Source organism: Rhizobium sp. PAMB 3174 (assembly GCF_052908375.1).
In genome coordinates this window covers 3,977,147-3,994,411 of sequence record NZ_CM128608.1, presented here as the reverse complement: position 1 = coordinate 3,994,411, position 17,265 = coordinate 3,977,147, and the positions used below count along the sequence as shown (strand labels likewise).

The 17,265-nt window shown below is 63.4% G+C and carries 15 protein-coding genes; 7 read left to right on the top strand and 8 right to left on the bottom strand.

Going from position 1 to position 17,265, the window contains the following annotated elements; translation table 11 throughout:
- Positions 1-2 precede the first annotated feature (2 nt).
- From ACU5AY_RS19085 to ACU5AY_RS19060, 6 genes are all read left to right on the top strand, one after another.
- Entirely contained in the window at positions 3-1,385 is a 1,383-nt protein-coding gene (locus ACU5AY_RS19085) for an FGGY-family carbohydrate kinase (protein WP_446827380.1), read from the top strand.
- 337 nt (positions 1,386-1,722) lie between these two features.
- Entirely contained in the window at positions 1,723-2,547 is an 825-nt protein-coding gene (kduI, locus tag ACU5AY_RS19080) for a 5-dehydro-4-deoxy-D-glucuronate isomerase (protein ID WP_446827379.1), read from the top strand.
- Positions 2,547-3,290 carry a 2-dehydro-3-deoxy-D-gluconate 5-dehydrogenase KduD gene (kduD, locus tag ACU5AY_RS19075; protein WP_446827378.1) on the top strand — a complete coding sequence of 248 codons (744 nt, stop codon included), beginning with the start codon at positions 2,547-2,549 and terminating at the stop codon, positions 3,288-3,290. Before kduI ends, kduD begins: the two co-directional genes overlap by 1 nt.
- Before the next feature lie 18 nt (positions 3,291-3,308).
- Positions 3,309-3,584 carry a hypothetical protein gene (locus ACU5AY_RS19070; RefSeq protein WP_446827377.1) on the top strand — a complete coding sequence of 92 codons (276 nt, stop codon included), beginning with the start codon at positions 3,309-3,311 and terminating at the stop codon, positions 3,582-3,584.
- Entirely contained in the window at positions 3,550-4,356 is an 807-nt protein-coding gene (locus ACU5AY_RS19065; RefSeq protein ID WP_446827376.1) for an HpcH/HpaI aldolase family protein, read from the top strand. Before ACU5AY_RS19070 ends, ACU5AY_RS19065 begins: the two co-directional genes overlap by 35 nt.
- 148 nt (positions 4,357-4,504) lie before the next feature.
- Positions 4,505-5,398: an aldo/keto reductase gene (locus tag ACU5AY_RS19060; RefSeq protein WP_446827375.1), complete on the top strand. Its 894-nt coding sequence runs from the start codon at positions 4,505-4,507 to the stop codon at positions 5,396-5,398.
- A 106-nt stretch (positions 5,399-5,504) separates the two neighbouring features.
- On the opposite strand, the gene ACU5AY_RS19055 is transcribed toward ACU5AY_RS19060, so the two are convergent.
- Positions 5,505-7,541 (bottom strand): oxidoreductase, encoded by a 2,037-nt coding sequence (locus ACU5AY_RS19055; protein ID WP_446827374.1) that lies wholly within the window; start codon positions 7,539-7,541, stop codon positions 5,505-5,507.
- Positions 7,542-7,669: 128 nt separating this feature from the next.
- Between ACU5AY_RS19055 and ACU5AY_RS19050 the strand changes: the two genes are divergently transcribed.
- The gene (locus tag ACU5AY_RS19050; RefSeq protein WP_446827373.1) at positions 7,670-8,299 is read left to right on the top strand and encodes a TetR/AcrR family transcriptional regulator; all 630 of its coding nucleotides are present in this window, start codon (positions 7,670-7,672) and stop codon (positions 8,297-8,299) included.
- Positions 8,300-8,332: 33 nt separating this feature from the next.
- Here the strand turns inward: ACU5AY_RS19050 and ACU5AY_RS19045 are convergent, their stop codons facing one another.
- Genes ACU5AY_RS19045 through ACU5AY_RS19015 form a run of 7 tightly spaced genes read right to left on the bottom strand, consistent with a single transcriptional unit; the run spans position 8,333 to position 17,210 of the window.
- Entirely contained in the window at positions 8,333-9,811 is a 1,479-nt protein-coding gene (locus ACU5AY_RS19045; protein WP_446827372.1) for an amidase, read from the bottom strand.
- Between the two features lie 39 nt (positions 9,812-9,850).
- The gene (locus tag ACU5AY_RS19040; protein WP_446827371.1) at positions 9,851-10,981 is read right to left on the bottom strand and encodes a M20/M25/M40 family metallo-hydrolase; all 1,131 of its coding nucleotides are present in this window, start codon (positions 10,979-10,981) and stop codon (positions 9,851-9,853) included.
- Positions 10,982-11,012: 31 nt separating this feature from the next.
- Complete coding sequence (locus ACU5AY_RS19035; RefSeq protein ID WP_446827370.1) at positions 11,013-12,176, bottom strand: M20 aminoacylase family protein; 1,164 nt, start codon at positions 12,174-12,176, stop codon at positions 11,013-11,015.
- Between the two features lie 26 nt (positions 12,177-12,202).
- A complete protein-coding gene (locus ACU5AY_RS19030) occupies positions 12,203-13,705 on the bottom strand; it encodes a M81 family metallopeptidase (protein ID WP_446827369.1) in 1,503 nt (500 codons plus the stop codon).
- 54 nt (positions 13,706-13,759) lie between these two features.
- Complete coding sequence (locus ACU5AY_RS19025; protein ID WP_446827368.1) at positions 13,760-15,388, bottom strand: ABC transporter ATP-binding protein; 1,629 nt, start codon at positions 15,386-15,388, stop codon at positions 13,760-13,762.
- On the bottom strand, positions 15,385-16,263 hold the full coding sequence (locus tag ACU5AY_RS19020; protein ID WP_446826000.1) for an ABC transporter permease: 879 nt from the start codon (positions 16,261-16,263) through the stop codon (positions 15,385-15,387). The genes ACU5AY_RS19025 and ACU5AY_RS19020 overlap by 4 nt, the downstream gene beginning before the upstream one ends.
- Positions 16,264-16,268: 5 nt before the next feature.
- On the bottom strand, positions 16,269-17,210 hold the full coding sequence (locus ACU5AY_RS19015) for an ABC transporter permease (protein ID WP_446822614.1): 942 nt from the start codon (positions 17,208-17,210) through the stop codon (positions 16,269-16,271).
- Between the last annotated feature and the right edge of the window lie 55 nt (positions 17,211-17,265).

Sequence of the window (17,265 nt, the reverse complement as noted above, 5' to 3'; positions counted from 1 at the left end):
CCATGGGCCACACCGCCGTCATCGATATCGGCAAGACCAACGCCAAGGTGGCGCTGGTGGACATGGACAGTCTCGCAGAGATATCGGTCGCCCGCCGTCCGAACACGGTTCTCGCCGGCCCTCCCTATCCGCACTACGATATCGACGGTCTGTGGACCTTCATTGTCGACGCCCTGAAAACGCTGCAGGCCGATCACGGCATCGACGCGATCACCGTCACGACCCACGGTGCATCGGCGGTGTTGCTCAATGCAAGCGGCGATCTCGCCGCACCCGTCCTCGATTACGAGCATGACGGTCCGGACAGCCTCGCCGCGGAGTATGATGCCGTCCGTCCGGCCTTTTCCGAAACCGGCTCGCCACGCCTGCCGATGGGCCTCAATCTGGGGGCGCAGCTCTTCTGGCAATTCCGCACCTGGCCGGAGATGAAGGCCAGAACGGCGAAGATCCTTACCTATCCGCAATACTGGACCTTCCGGCTCTGCGGCGTCGCCGTCAACGAAGTCACCTCGCTCGGCTGCCATACCGATCTTTGGGATCCAAACGCCCGGCGCTTTTCCTCGCTCGTCGAGCGCGAGGGCTGGACCGCCTTGATGGCTCCGCCGGCGCGCGCAACCGACCGGCTCGGTACGCTTCTGCCGGAGATCGCTGCTTATGCCGGACTGAAGCCGGAAACCCCGGTCTATTGCGGCATCCACGATTCCAACGCGTCGCTCTACGCCCATCTCGCCCGGAGGCGGGCGCCGTTCGCGGTCGTATCAACCGGCACCTGGGTCATCTCCATGGCCATCGGCGGCGACAGCGGCCACCTCGATCCGACCCGCGATACGCTGATCAACGTGAACGCGCTCGGCGACCCCGTGCCCTCCGCCCGCTTCATGGGTGGTCGCGAATTCGAACGCCTGATCGGCGCCGGCTACAAGCCCGGCACCGAAGCCGAGATCGAAAGGGTACTCGCTGACATGACCATGCTGTTTCCGGCGGTCGAGATGCAGTCCGGCCCCTTCCAGGGCCACGCCTTCTCCTGGAGCCGCGACGAAAGCCTGATTGCGCCCGGCGAACGCCACGCTGCGGTATCTTTCTATCTCGCCATGATGACCGCAACCGGCCTGGATATCACGGGCGCCGCCGGACCCGTCCTCGTCGAGGGACCGTTTGCCGCCAACGCCGCCTATTGCGCCATGCTGGCGTCTGCCACCGGACGCCCGGTCCACGCCGTCTCCGGCACCGGAACAAGCGTCGGCGCCGCATTGCTCACGGCTCGCCATGCGCCGGAGAAGGTGCAGGAGAACGACAGCGAACATCTGCCGCAGGCGCGCATGAAAGCCTATGCGGATGCGTGGAACGCGGCTATCGGCGCAAACCCCCACCCGACGACGGACTGAAATATTTTTGCATAATCTCCAACTGGCAATGTGACGACGGAAATCGACATATTCACTGTCATTATCTCCATATGTCCGAACGAAATGCGGATCACTCGAAGCGCTTATTGAAATATTTTCATCGACTTAGATGCGATTTCTTGACGTTCGGGTGCAGACATTCCGCGTAAACTGAACTATCTAGCCTCTGACACTTGAAACGCCGATGCCGGGGTTTCGCGGGCGGATGCAATGACGCCGCATCGTGTTCTTCCGGCAGCCAGGGCAGCAGGTTTCTTGCGGCCGACGGCCCCTGAACAGCCCTGGACCGAGAACAGGAACCAGGAGGATTGCACCCATGCTGAAGGTCGAGACCCGTCACGCCATTCACCCCGAACACGCCAAATCCATGGATACGCAAACGCTGCGGAAGAACTTCCTGGCCGAGGGTATGTTCGCCGACGGCGAAATCCGCCTGATCTACACCCATTACGACCGCTTCGTCATGGGTGGCGCGGTACCGGCCGGCAAGTCGCTGACGCTCGACCATGTGGATGAGACGAAGACACCCAGCTTCCTCGACCGTCGCGAAATGGGCATCGTCAATATCGGTGATGCCGGCACCGTCCTCTCCGACGGCAAGACCTACGAGATGGCGCGTGGCGACGTCCTCTATCTCGGCATGGGCTCCGGCCCGGTCACCTTTGAAGGTGCCGGTCGCTTCTACATCACCTCCGCCCCGGCGCATCGCACCTTCCCGTCCAGGCTGGTCACGCTGGCCGATTGCCTGGAAGTGAAGATGGGCGACGTCGAGAATTCCAACAAGCGCACCATCAAGCAGTTCATCCATCCCAAGGTCATGGAAAGCTGCCAGCTGATCCTCGGTTACACCTCGCTGGAGGACGGCTCCGTCTGGAACACCATCCCCTCGCACATCCACGACCGCCGCATGGAAGCCTATCTCTACTGGGGCATGGACGAGAAATCCCGCGTGCTGCATCTGATGGGTGAACCGCAGGAAACCCGCCATCTCTTCATCGGCAATGAGGAAGGCGCGATTTCGCCGCCCTGGTCCATCCATTCCGGCGCCGGCATCGGCAAATACACCTTCATCTGGGCGATGGCCGGCGACAATATCGACTACACCGACATGGACTTCATCCAGCCGATGGATCTGCGCTGATGCTGAACCTTTTCTCGCTTGAGGGCCGCAAGGCCCTGGTCACAGGCGCCAATACCGGCATCGGCCAGGCGATCGCCGAAACGATGGCCGCCAGCGGTGCCACTGTCGTCTGCGCCGGACGCCGCGCCTGCGATGAGACTGTCGCCAATATCGAAAAGGCCGGCGGCAAGGCGGAAAGCCTGCTGATCGACTTTGCCGATCCGATGGCCGCAAAGGACATCTTCAAGGGTGCCGGCTTCGACCTGCTCGTCAACAATGCCGGCATCATCCGCCGCGAGGATGCCGTCAACTTTTCCGAACAGGACTGGGACGACGTCATCGACACCAATCTGAAGGCGCTGTTCTTTACCTGCCAGGCCTTCGGCCGCGAACTGATCGCCAAGGAGAGGCCGGGCGCGATCGTCAACATCGCCTCGCTGCTGAGCTTCCAGGGCGGCATTCGCGTGCCGTCCTATACGGCATCGAAGCACGGCGTCGCCGGCGTCACCAAGGGCCTTGCCAACGAATGGGCAAAGTTCGGGATCACCGTCAACGCCATTGCTCCGGGCTACATCATCACCAACAACACGGAAGCGCTGCGCAACGACCCGGAACGCTCGAAGGCGATCCTCGACCGCATTCCGGCCGGCCGCTGGGGCGAAGCTGAGGATATTGCGGGAACCGCCGTATATCTCTGCTCTCGGGCAGCGAAATACGTGACCGGCGCAGTTTTGAACGTCGATGGCGGTTGGTTAGCCCGCTAAGCATCCACAGGAACCGAAGTGGAAAATGATGGGGCGTCGTGTCCGGTTTCCGGCACCGGCGCCCCTTCTGCATTCTGGGGTTTCGAGAACAATTCGATGATGCAATTCAATCGGAAAATGGGTATCGGTATGATCCCGAAGCCCGACTTGTTTGCCCCGACGGACCGCCACTGGCGCCGGCTCGCCGCGGCGAAAAATCCCACGGCAATCTCAATCGCGGCAGCACCGAAGGCTGCCGTCGGCACAAAGGACATTCTTGATGAACGCGTTAAAGCAGCGGCTTCTCGCCGGTGAGTTCGTAACGGCAGCCTGGGCGGAAATGGGATCCGCCGACAACGCCGAGGTCATGGTCTACAACGGCTGGCCGGTCATCGTCATCGACGGCGAACACGGTATCGGCGACCTGGAGACATGGGTCAGCATGTCCCGCGCCATCGAGGCCGCCGGCGGCCATGCCGTGCTGCGCGTGCCGAACAGCCAGCCCTGGATGCTGAACAAGATCCTCGACCGCGGCATCCGCTCGATCATCGTGCCGCGCGTCAACACGCCGGAAGAAGCGCAGATCATTGCGGACGCCTGCCGCTATCCGCCGCGCGGCAATCGCGGCTATGCTGCGCCAATCCTGCGTGCGTCCAATTACAGCGCACGTCCCGACTACGCACTGAAGGAAGCGCATGACGACGTGCTCGTCATGGTCCAGTGCGAGCATGTCGAGGCGGTGGAAAACATTGCGGCCATCGCCTCCATCGACGGCATCGACGCGATTTTCATCGGCCCCAACGATCTTGCCGGCTCGATCAACCATCTGGAACGCCTGACCGAGGCAGAGCCGCAGGCGCTGATCAAGCGCGCCGAAAAGGGTTGCCTGGAGAACGGCAAGATGCTGGCGACCATTGCCGGCGCCGGCCGCAGCTGGTCCGATCTCAAGGCGATCGGCTATCGTTTCGTCGTCGGCCCGAATGACGTCTCGCTGCTGATCAGCGGCGCCCGTCAGGCCGCCGCTGAGCGTGATCAGTCCCTCGGCTCCGAGGCCGCGTCGGCCGCCAAGCCCGGCGCCTCCTACTGATCGAAAGATTCGTTCAAACCAGACGGGGCCGGACATTTCCGATCCCCAAGGTTCTGCCGCAGCAGAATATCTGTTCGCGCCGAATGCAATATGGACGCGAGCCGGCGGCAACGCCGGCGACGCCACTCGAAAACGGAGTTCGCCACTGATGGAACGCATCGACATCGCCCCCGGCCTCACACTCAGCCGCCTCGTCTACGGCATGTGGCGGCTCGCGGAAGACACGGACACATCACCGGCGCACATCGAGGCAAAGGTGGAAAAATGCCTGGAACAGGGCATCACCACCATGGACCACGCCGACATCTACGGCGGTTATACGGTCGAAGGCATTTTCGGCACGGCGCTGAAGGCTGCGCCGGCATTGCGCGACAAGATCGAGATCGTCACGAAATGCGGCATCGTCGCGCCGGCCGGTCGTCATGCCGCCGCCCGCGTCAAGCACTACGACACGTCCGCCGCCCACATCAACGCTTCGGTCGAGGCCTCGCTGAGGGACCTTTCGACCGATCGCATCGACCTCTTGCTGATCCATCGCCCGGATCCGTTCATGGATGCGGATGAGACCGGCCCGGCGCTGGACGCGCTGGTCAAATCCGGCAAGGTCAGGAGCGTCGGCGTCTCGAATTTCCGCCCCTGGGATTTCGCGCTTCTCCAGTCGTCGATGGAAGAAACGCTGGTGACCAACCAGATCGAGCTGAGCCTCACCCACACCCCCGCCTTCACCAACGGCGACCTCGCCTTCCTGCAGGAACGCATGATCGCGCCCATGGCATGGTCACCGCTCGGCGGAGGATCGCTGTTTGATGGCTCACGGCCGGACCTGCTCGATGCCCTGAAGCGGATCGGTGCGGAACAGGGTGTCGACGAAACCGCGGTGGCGATTGCCTGGCTGCTCGCGCACCCCGCCCGCATCATGCCGGTGCTCGGCACCAACCGGCTCGACCGGATCGCCCGCATCGCCGACGCCGCGAAGGTCGAGATCGACCGGCAGACATGGTTCGAACTCTACACGATCGCCACCGGAAAAGACGTTCCCTGATCGTGATTGCCGGCAATTGGCCGCCCCGCAAATCGCTCGGCGGCTTCACCACATCGACAGCGCTGAGGCCTGAAAGCCCGACCGAAGCCCCAGCGCTGACGCCGGATCAGATATCCTTGGCGAGCCTCAGCGCGTCATAGATGGCAGCATGCGTGTTGCGCGCGGCAACCGCGTCGCCAATGCGAAACAGCTGGAACGCGCCGTCCTGGTTGCGGACCACCGCCTGCGGGGCTCCGGCAATCAGCGCATCCTGGGCAATCTCGCCCTGGTTGGATGAAAGCGGCTTCAGCTCGAAATAGAGATCGTCGAGCGGGATGGTGCCGTTGTTGACAACGATCTGGTCGAAGGATCGTGTCTTGGTGACGCCGCCGTAATCGCTGCCGATCTGGGCCAGCAGTTCGTTGCCGCTTTTTTCGACCGCCTCCAGACGGTAAGTGACGGTGAACGTTGCATCGAGCTTCTGCAGCGAGCGCATGTAGGGCGTCAGGTTCATCGCCATCACCTCCGGCGCAAACGACCGGTCCGGCGTCATGATCTCGACCTTGCCTCCGGCCTTGGCAATGAATTCGGCCGCCTGCAGCCCGGCATGGTCGCCCGCATCGTCGAAAATCAGCACGTTGCTGCCGGGCTTCACATCGCCGGAAATGATATCCCAGGCGGAGATGACGAGTTCGTTGCCGCGCGACAGGACTTCGGTATGCGGCAGGCCGCCGGTGGCGATGATCACGACATCCGGCTTCTCGGCCTGGATGGCATCGGCTTCGGCCCATGTGTTGAAGTGGAAGGTGACGCCAAGCTTTTCGCACTGGCCCATGCGCCATTCGATGATGCTGATCATCTCGCGTCGACGCTCGCTTTGCGCCGTCAGGCGGATCTGTCCGCCCGCCTTGTCGGCTGCCTCGAACACCACGACCTCATGGCCGCGCTCGGCGGAAACGCGGGCGGCCTCCAGGCCGGCAGGACCGGCGCCGACAATCACCACCTTCCGGCGCTTTTCGGCCTTGGGAATGATGTGCGGCATCGTCAGTTCGCGGCCTGTCGCGGGATTGTGGATACAATAGGCCTCGCCGCCCTGGTAGATGCGGTCCAGACAGTAGTTGGCGCCGACGCACGGACGGATGTCTTCCTCGCGCTTCTCGATGATCTTGCGGACCAGATGCGGGTCCGTCAGGTGCGCGCGCGTCATGCCGACCATGTCGACCTTGCCCGCGGCGATCGCGTGCCGGGCAGTGGCGACATCGGGGATCTTTGCCGCATGAAAGGTCGGGAAGTTGGTCGCGGCGCGGATTTCGCCGGCAAAATCGAGATGCGGGGAGTTCGCCATGCCCTGGATCGGGATGACGTCGGTCAGGCCGGGATCGGTGTCGATATGGCCGCGGATGACGTTGAGATAATCGATCAGGCCGCTGTCCTTCAGCCGCCGTGAAATCTCCATGCCGTCCGATTTGCTCGTGCCACCCGGCAACCGCTCGTCGGCGGTGTAGCGTACGCCGAGAATGAAGTCATCGCCGACCCGTTTCCGTATCGCCCTGAAGACGTCAAGACAGAAGCGCAGGCGATTGTCCAGCGAGCCGCCATAGGGGCCGTCGAGTTCGTTGGTCAGCGGCGAGACGAACTGGTCGATCAGATGCCCGTAGGCTTCAAGCTCCACGCCATCCATGCCACCGGCCTTCATCCGTTCGGCGGCGTCGGCGAAGTCCTTGATGACGCGCTCGATATCCCAGTCCTCGAGCTTCTTCGGATAGGCCCGGTGCGCCGGCTCGCGGTGATGCGAGGGTGCCAGCACCGGCAGCCAGTCGCCCTTGTCCCAGCGCGTGCGGCGGCCGAGATGGGTAAGCTGGATCATGATCGCCGCCCCCTGCTCGTGCACCGCATCGGTCATCTCCCGCACCCACGGCACGATCTCGTCCTTGTAGGCGAGCAGGTTGTTGAATACCGGCGGGCTGTCCTTCGACACCGCAACCGATCCGGCCGTCATCGTCAGCGCCACGCCGCCCTTGGCGCGCTCCACCGTATAGGCCCGATAGCGCGCCTTCGGCATGCCGTCTTCCGGATAGGCCGGTTCATGCGAGGTGACGATGATGCGGTTTCTGAGCGTCAGATGCTTGAGCTGATAGGGCTGGAGAAGAGGATCATTCGACATGGTGCGGGCTCCGGATGGGCAGGGTCTGTTGGAAGCTATGGCGAAATGTACATAAGTGTCAATTTTAAAAATGGACACAGCTGTACATTTTGGTTGAGCGTGTCCGGCAGCGCTGTTAGAAATCGCCCATGGAAGAGACGACGAACGAGAGCGGTTGGCGCGGATCGCGGGAGGGCTGGCTCGACGCGGCCTCGGAAGCCTTGCTGGAGGCGGGCGTCGATTCGGTGAAGATCCTGCCGCTCGCAAAGAAGCTCGGCCTGTCGCGCACCAGCTTCTACTGGTTCTTCAAGGACCGGGAGGAGTTGCTTCAATCTCTCGTCGGAAGATGGCGCGAAAAGAACACCGGCGGCCTCGTGCAGCAGACACTCGCACCGGCTCTGACGCCGGCCGAGGCTATGCTCAACATCTGCGACTGCTGGCTCGACAGCCGCCTGTTCGATTCAAAGATGGAATTCGCGATCCGAAGCTGGGCGCTGCAGTCCGACGACATATCGGCGGACGTGAGAAAAGCCGACCAGGAGCGGCTCGATGCGCTGCGCCAGATGTTTGTCCGCTTCGGGCTTTCCGAGGTGAATGCCGACGTGCGGGCTCGAACCACCTACCTCGTCCAGATCGGCTACATCACCATGCAGACCGAAGAAGACATCGAGACGCGCATGCAGCGAATTCCCGACTATATCGAGGTTTTGACCGGAACCACGGCAACGCAAGCGGAATTGCAGCGCTTCGCCGCCCGCCACGGTTACCGTCCGGTCTGACCCATCCCGCCGCTGGCCGGCAGGGTTCCCCCGCTAGCGTTCCGCTGTCACATGCGCCATTGACCGGCGGCCCTGGTTCCATTTGCCGTCGACCGCCCGCTCGACCTGGGCGGCAAGCTGCAGCAGCAGCCCGTCATTGCCCTGCCGGCTCTGGGCGTGGATGCCGAGCGGCAGGCCGCTTTCGAGCGTTGCCAGCGGCATCGAGATGCCCGTCGTGCCGCAGAGATTGGTGAGCGGCGTATAGGCGAAAAAGCCCCAGAGATTGCCGAACCAGTCGAGCGCCGACGGATTGTCGGTGATCGTCAGATACTCGGTCGTCCCGAGCTTCGGCGTTTCCCGCGCCGTCGTCGGCGTCAGGATCACATCCCAGTCCTCGAAGAAGGCACCGAAGGCGCGGGCGGTATCGTTGAACGCCAACTGCATGTCCGACCGCTCGGTATAAGTCGCGTCCTTGCCCTGCTCCCAGATGCGGATATTCATCGGCTCGATCAGATCGGCAGGCGGCCGATCGAGCCCGCGCGCGCGCAGGAGATTGTTCACCGTCTGCGCGAAGTTGGTGATGTAGCAGGTGGTCTGCGCACGGTAGGCCTTCTCGAAATCGACCTTCGGCACGACCCACTCGACACTATGGCCGAGGCTTTCGAGGAAGCGGGCCGCCCGCTCCAGCTCGCCGACGATATGCGGCGTCGCCTTGTAGGCTCCCCATTCGTGCGAGACGGCAATTTTCAAAGGCTTCGGATCACGCTCGATGAGCTTGAGGAAGGGAACCTCGGGCGACCAGTAGGGCATGAACTCCCCCGGCGCGCCGCCCCGGCAATTGTCGATGAAGGCGGCCGTGTCGCGCACGGTCCGCGTCAGGCACCCTTGCGTGGAGACCACCGAGGTGAAGTCCGAGCCGTAGGGCGCGATGGAAAACGTGCCGCGGGTGGTCTTCATCCCGATCAGCCCGTTGACGCCGGCCGGAATGCGGATCGAGCCGCCGCCGTCGCTGCCATGCGCGATCGGCACGGCGCCGGCTGCAACGGTCACCGCAGCGCCGGCCGACGATCCGCAACTGGTATAATCGGTGTTCCACGGGTTGCGGGTGACATACATGGCCGGGTTCTCCGCCGAACTGCAGCAGCCGAATTCCGGCGTCGTGGTGCGGCCGATGATGTTGAGGCCGGCCCCCTTGATGCGTGTGGTCAGGTGACTGTCGGAGGATGGCCGATTGCCGGTCATGCAGAGCGAGCCCATCTCCTGCAGCCGTCCGCCGACCGTCGGGCCGAGGTCCTTCATGAGAAAAGGCAGGCCGGCAAAGAAGCCGGAAAGATCCGTTCCGATCAGGCCGGGATCGGCAACCGTATCCTCGAACACTTCGATGACGCCGTTGATCGCCGGATTGACTGCAGCGATCGCCTCGGCCGCCTGGACTGCGAGCTCGCCCGGCGTCACCTCGCCGCGCCTGATCAGCTCCGACAACGCGACGCCGTCGCTTGCAGCCCATTCGTCCCAGCTCATCGTCAGCGCCATCGCGGCAATCCTTTCGTTCCGTCAGTCGGTGTCTTGCAATCAGTCGAGACGCATCATCAGGCCGGCGATCAGCCGGGCCCGCTCGACGAGGCTGTCGATGAAAATGTGCTCGTTCTTAGTATGGAGGCCCCTCCCGCGCGCGCCGATCGAATCGAGCGTCGGGATGCCGAGCGCGCCGGTGAAGTTGCCGTCGGAACCACCGCCAGCACTGCCGTGGTCGAGATGGAAGCCGATATCGCCGGCAACCCCCTTGGCGATCTCGTAGAGCGCCATCGTGCCGGCATCCGGCTCCCAGACCGGCCGTGTCACCGTGCGCCAGACTTCCGTCGTGATGTCGTTTTCCTCGCCCGCCAGCGCCAGCATGCGCTCCACGCCCCGGTCGAGATCTGCTTGCCGCTTGGCCATCGAGAGAACCTCGATCTCGCAGCTGTCCGCAACGCAGTTGACCCATTGCCCGGCATGGATGACGCCGACCGAGAAGGTGCAGTCCTCGCCCGTCATCGCCTCGATCTCCAGGATCTTGCGGGCCATGCCGTTGATCGCCGATCGGCCGTCCTTCAGGGCCCAGCCAGCATGACTGGCGCGGCCGCTCGTCTTCACCTTGAAGCGCGCGATGGCATAGCGGCCGGTCACCGCATTGCACTTCGGGTCCGCCGGTTCGGGGACGAGCACATACTTGCTCTTGCGGGCCTCCATCTCGATCAGCTCGCGGGTCGAAGGCGTACCAACCTCCTCATCCGGGGTGAACAGGATGGTGACCGGCAGCGGTGTTTCGACGCCGGCTAGCGCCAGACGTCGCATCGCTTCGACGGCAAGGTAGCAGCCGGCCTTCATGTCCTGGATGCCGGGGCCGTAGCAAAAGCCGTCCTCGATCCGGAACGGGTTGACCTTGAGCGTGCCGACCGGGTGTACCGTGTCGAGATGACCGGAAACAAGGATGCCGGGCTTGCCATAGTCCTTGTGCGGAAAACGGGCGCGCACCGAGCCGCCATAGCCCATGCGGCCGGGTATGCGCTCGACCGTGGCGCCGGCAGCCGAAAGATCGTAGGCGGCGAGGTCCATCATGCGGTCGACGGCGGCCGGATCGAAGGTCGGGCTCTCGCATTCGACCCAGGGCTTCAGCGCCGTGAGCATTTCGTCTGTGTCGAAGGGGATGTCATTGGGGTTCATGTTGCTATGGCCCTCAAATGTAAGGATGGATTTACGCAGCAGCGAGGCGACGTTCGACGATACGGGCCATGATGGCGGCACCCACCGGCAACAGGTTGTCGTCGAAGGTGAAACCGGGATTGTGGACGGGTACCGTGCCGGCATGACCGATGCGGCAGTAGACGCCGGGCGCAGCCGCCAGCATGTCGGCGAAATCCTCGCTGCCCATCACCGGCTCGACATCGGTGAAGACATTCTCCGCGCCGACGATGTCGGCGGCGGCCTCGGCATAGCCTGCAACCAGTTCTTCCGTGTTCATCAGCACGTCGAAGGCGTTGCGATGATCGAGACGGACATCCAGGTCGTAGGTCGCGGCGATCCCGCGGCATACGGCTTCCATCCGCTCCTTGATGAGCCTGCCGACCTCGCGGTCGAGGAACCGGACCGTGCCGGTAATCGTCGCCTTTTCCGGAACCACGTTATAGGCCGTGCCCGCATGGATCTGGGTGACGGACAGCACCGCGCTCTTCAGCGGCTTGACGTTACGCGACACGATCGACTGCAGGGCCTGGACCAGCGTGGTCGCGGCGACGATTGGATCCTTCGAATGCTCGGGCATGGCGGCATGCGAGCCGACGCCGGTGATGTGGATGCCGAAGAAATCGGCGCCCGCCATGGCGGCACCCGGTTTGATCTCGACCTCGAACGGCTTGCCGTTCGGGGAATTGTGCATGCCGTAGATTTCGTCGCAGGGGAATTTCTCGAACAGGCCGTCGGCAATCATCTGCCGCGCGCCGCCGAGCCCCTCCTCCGCCGGCTGGAAGATCATCACGGCGGTACCGGCGAAATCCCGGTTGGCCGCCAGATAGCGCGCCGCGCCGAGAAGCATGGTCGTATGCCCGTCATGGCCGCAGCCATGGAACTTGCCCGGCACCTTGGACGAATACGGTAGGTTGGTCGTCTCATCCATCGGCAGCGCATCCATGTCGGCGCGCACGCCGATCATCTTGCCCTCGCCCTTCGTGCCGCGGATGACGCCGATCACCCCGGTCTTGCCGAAACCCGTATGAACCTCGACACCATAGCTTTTCAGCCTCTCGATGACGATGGCGCTGGTGCGCACCTCCTCGAAGCCGATTTCCGGATGGGCGTGAATATCGCGCCTGATATCGACCAGTTCTCCCTTGAAGCTGTCGATCTTTTCGAGCACGGACATGGCATTTCTCCTTGTTTGCTTGGCATTCAGCCGAAGACGGGACCGTTCGGCGCGAGCTTCATGCCCTTTCTGAGCCGCGTCCACGGCAGCGAGACGGGCGAAACCGGCATCGGGCCGGGCGCGGCGCAGATGATGATCTCTTCGGCGATGGGGGTGAAATCGGCGCGGAAATGCACCGAGCTCTTGTTGACGAGGATCGCCGCTTTTGTCGGCTCGATGCCGACGAAGCGGTACATCGCCTGATCGGCGAGCTGGACCTTGTGCGAACCGACGACGACGCGCACACCGCCGATTTTCAGGCAGGCCGAGAGGCCGAGCTCCATGTCGCTGTCGCCATAGTAGGGACCGGTAGTCCGAAAGCGTCCGTCGGAGAGCTTTTCGACGGTAAACGTCCCTTCGAACGTACTGTCGCCGGGAATGCCGGACTTACCGCCGACGGCAAGCAGCAACGTCGCACCCTCGCCCGCCGCATGCGCAGCCTTGGCGGCATCGACGTCGTAGATGACGCCGATGGCAGCGTTTTCAGCCCCGCAGGCGACCAGCGCCTTCAGCATGCCGGCGGTGTCGCTGTTGCCGCCGGCGCCGGGGTTGTCCTGCGTATCGGCGATGACGATCGGACGGCTTGCGGTCCTTGCCCGCTCCATCGCATAGAGCACGCCCTCTTCCGGCCCATAGACCTTGCCATCGAATGCATCTTCAAAGCCTTCGACAAAAGCCGCAATCTCCGTTGCAGCACGTTCCACCTCGTCCGCCGTGTCGCCATAGGCAATGACGACCGGGCCGCAGCCTTCAAAATCGGCTGCCGGAAAGCCGGGGAAGAACGAGAGCGATGTCACGCCGTCCTTTTCCATTGCAGCAACGCGCTCGTAGATGGTCCGGCAGGGTTCGGCCTCCGTCGCCTGCCAGGAAATCGGGATCAGGAACGGCATGGTCACCAGCGCCTTTTCCGGCCGCTTTCCGCTTCTCAGGATGCGGTCGAGTGCCGCCGCCGTCCGCTGGCCGGTCTCGGCCATGTCGACATGCGGGTAGGTGCGATAGCCGACCATGACGTCCGAATTTTCAACCATCAGCGGGGTGATGTTGCCGTGCAGGTCGAGGCTGACGGCAATCGGGACATCCGGGCCGAGGGCCTGCCGCAGGCGCCGCAGGAGCTCGCCCTCGCCATCATCGGCATTTTCCGCCACCATGGCACCATGCAGGTCGAGATAGATGCCGTCGAGCGGTCCGAGGGCCACGATCCTGTCGATCAGTTCGGTGACGATCTTTTCGTAAGCTTCGGCTTCCACATGGGCGGACGGCGTCGCACCGCACCAGAGCGTCGGCAGGACCTCCCAGCCGGCTCTGGCGGCATAATCGGCCGCTCCGGCGATGCCGATATTGACGCCTTTGACCTTCACCGGGATCTCGTCGCCGCGCACCATCGGCAAGGGACCCCATCCCTTCTCGAAATCCGCATAGGTCGCCTTGCTCGGCGCAAACGTGTTGGTCTCGTGCATGAAGCCGCCGATGGCGATGCGTTTGGCGCACATGAAAGGTCTTCCTCCGTCACCCGGCTTCTCCGGCCGGTCAGGATGTCAAATGGATCAGGCGGGGATCGCAGTGCCGAAGGCGCGTCCCTTGCCGGGGGCGGCGTCGAACAGCGACCTTGTGTATTCGTGCTGCGGATTGGCGAAGATCGCGGCGGCCTCGCCGAGTTCCACCACCTCGCCGCGATGCATGACCGCGATCCGGTCGCACACCTGCGCCGCGACCCGGAGATCGTGCGTGATGAAGAGAACGGCGAGATTGAATTCCTCGCGCACCGTATCGAGCAGTTCCAGCACCTGCTTTTGCACCGAGACGTCGAGCGCGGAGACGGATTCGTCGGCGATCAGGATCTCCGGTTCCATCGCGAGCGCACGGGCGATGCAGATGCGCTGGCGCTGGCCGCCGGAAAACTGGTGCGGCAACCGGTCGAGCGCATCCGGCGAAAGCCCCACAAGGCCCATCAGCTCCCGCGCCTTTTCAAGCGCCTGCTTCTCCGGCACGCCGAAATTCACCGGCCCCTCGATGATCGACTGGCCGACGCTGACGCGCGGATTGAGCGAGCGGTAGGGATCCTGGAAGACGATCTGCACCTTGCTGCGCATCGGCTTCAGGAGCCGCTGGCTGAGATTGGCGATATCCTGCGAACCGACCAGGATGGCACCGGACGTCGGATCGACGAGCCGGACGACGCAGCGCGCCAGCGTCGATTTCCCCGAACCGCTTTCGCCAACGATGCCGAGGGTTTCGCCCTTGCGCACCCTGAGGTCGACGCCCTTCAGCGCATGAACGACCCGCTCCTTCTTCAGGAAGCTCTTGCCGCCATAGGTCTTCTCCAGCTTCACCGTTTCGAAGGCGACCTTGTTGGCCGATTTCGAGGGACGGCTCGGCGGGGTCATGCCCGGCACGGCGGCCATCAGCATCTTCGTGTAGTCATGCTGCGGCCGCGACAGCACGTCGTCGACCGCGCCCGTCTCCACCACCTCGCCGCGCCGCATGACGACGACGCGATCGGCGATCTCGGCCACCACGCCGAAGTCGTGGGTGATGAACAGGACGCCGGTGCCGCGCCGCTCCTGGATGTCGTTGACGAGGCTGAGGATCTGCGCCTGGGTGGTCACGTCGAGCGCCGTCGTCGGTTCGTCGGCAATCAGAAGGCCCGGATCGAGCACCAACGCGCTGGCGATCATGATGCGCTGCCGCTGGCCGCCGGAAAGCTGGTGCGGATAGGCACCCGCCATCGCCACCGGATCGGGCAGGTTGACCGCCTTCATGATGTCGATCACCCGCTCGTAGCGTTCCTTCGCCGACAGGCCGGTGTGGATGCGCAGTACCTCATCAATCTGCTCGCCGACCTTGATGACAGGATTGAGCGCCGTCATCGGCTCCTGGAAGATCATCGCCATTTCGGTGCCACGCATGGCACGCAGTTCCCTGAGGCTCTTTTCGACGACGTTCTTGCCATTAACGAGGATACGACCGGAGGCGACCTGCAGCTCCTTCGGCAGGAGACCCATGATCGCATGTGAACTGACCGATTTTCCCGATCCGCTTTCGCCGACGACGCAGACGATCTCGCCGCGATTGACCGTCAGCGACACATTGCTGACGGCGTTTTCGCGGTCCGCGCCCTTCGGCAGCCGGACGGTCAGGTTTTCGATCGACAGGACTGGTCCTTCGCCGCTCATGCCATTTTCCTTGCAATGCGGGGGTCGAGCCGGTCACGCAGGCCATCGCCGAGCACATTGACGGCGAGGATGGTGAGCGCGAGGGCAAGCCCCGGAAACAATACGATCCAGGGGGCAAGCGGAAAGAAGACCCGGCCTTCCGCCATCATGTTGCCCCAGCTTGGAAATTCAGGCGGCGTGCCGGCGCCGAGGAAGGACAGGATCGCTTCGGTCAGCATGGCGTTGGCGCACACATAGGTCGCCTGCACGATCAGCGGCGGCACCGTGTTCGGAAAGATGTGCCGATAGAGGATCTTCAGGAGCGGCGTGCCGAGCGAGACGGCGGCTTCCACATAGGGTTCCTCGCGCACCGTCAGCACCACGGAGCGCACCAGCCGGACGATGCGCGGGATCTCCGGCACCGAAATCGCGATGATGACGGTATAGAGATTGGCCGTTCCGGACACCGCCACCAGCGCGATGGCGAGAAGAATGCCCGGGATCGACATCAGGCCGTCCATGAAGCGCATGACGATCGCGTCGACGGCGCGGAAATAGCCGGCGAACAGACCCGTCACCAGGCCGATGACGACGCAGATCAGCGAGGCGCATATGCCGACCGTCAGCGAGACCCTCGTGCCGTAGACCACGCGGCTCCACACGTCGCGGCCGAACATGTCGGTTCCGAGCCAGTGCTCGGCCGACGGCGGCTTCAGCCGCTGCGACGGCGTCATGGCGATCGGATCGACCGTGCCGAGCCACGGCGAGAAAACCGCCGCCAGCACCATGATCGTGATGATGACGCCGCCCGCAAATGCGAAGGGATAGCGGCGCGCGACCCGGATGAGACCGGCGGCGAATCCACCGGTGCGGCCGGGGCTGATGTTTTCCGGCACGGTGCTCAATAGCGTATCCTCGGGTCGACCAGCGTGTAGATGATGTCGATCAGCAGGTTCAGCATCACATACAGGAAGGAGAAGAACAGGATGAGGCCCTGGATGATCGGATAGTCGCGCTTCTGCACGGCATCGACCACAAGACGGCCAAGACCTGGAATGTTGAAGACCGTTTCGGTGACGACGACGCCGCCGATCAGGAGTGCGACGCCGAGACCGATGACGGTGATGATCGGCACGGCCGCATTCTTCAGCGCATGGACAAGCAGGACCTTGCTTTCAACCTGTCCCTTGGCGCGGGCGGTGCGGATATAGTCCTCCTGCAGCACTTCCAGCACGCTGGCGCGGGTCATACGGGCAATCAGCGCGATGAAGATCGCCGAGAGTGCCAGAACCGGCAGCACGGACTGGCGCAGGAAGCCGAAGAGGTCCGTGAACGGGCTCTTGTAGCCCTGCACCGGCAGCCATTTGAGCTGGATCGAAAAGCCGTAGATCAGCACATAGGCGACAACGAAGACCGGTACCGAGAAGCCGATGACCGAGAGGATCATGATCGCCCGGTCGATCCAGCTGCCTTCCTTCCACGCGGCCAGCACGCCGAGCGGTACAGCGACCAGCGTCGAATAGATGATCGTCACCAGAGACAGCATCATCGTCGGCTCCAGCCGCTGGCCGATGAGGGTGGTGACGGGCAGGTTGGTGAAGATCGAAATGCCGAGATCACCGCGAAGCAGGCGCCCTGCCCAGATCAGGAACTGCATGAGCAGCGGCTGGTCGAGACCGAGGCGCTCGCGGATGGCGGCGATCTGCTCAGGCGTTGCATAGTCGCCGGCAATGACGACCGCCGGGTCTCCGGGCGCGAGCCTCAGGAGAAGGAAAACGATGAAGGCGACGATGACCAGGACCGGTATCGTTGCCAGCACCCTTTTCAGGATGAAGAACCACATGGGCGCTCCCTGCTGACTGGAATTCGATGTCCGGGGCGGGGCTTTGTGAGCCCCG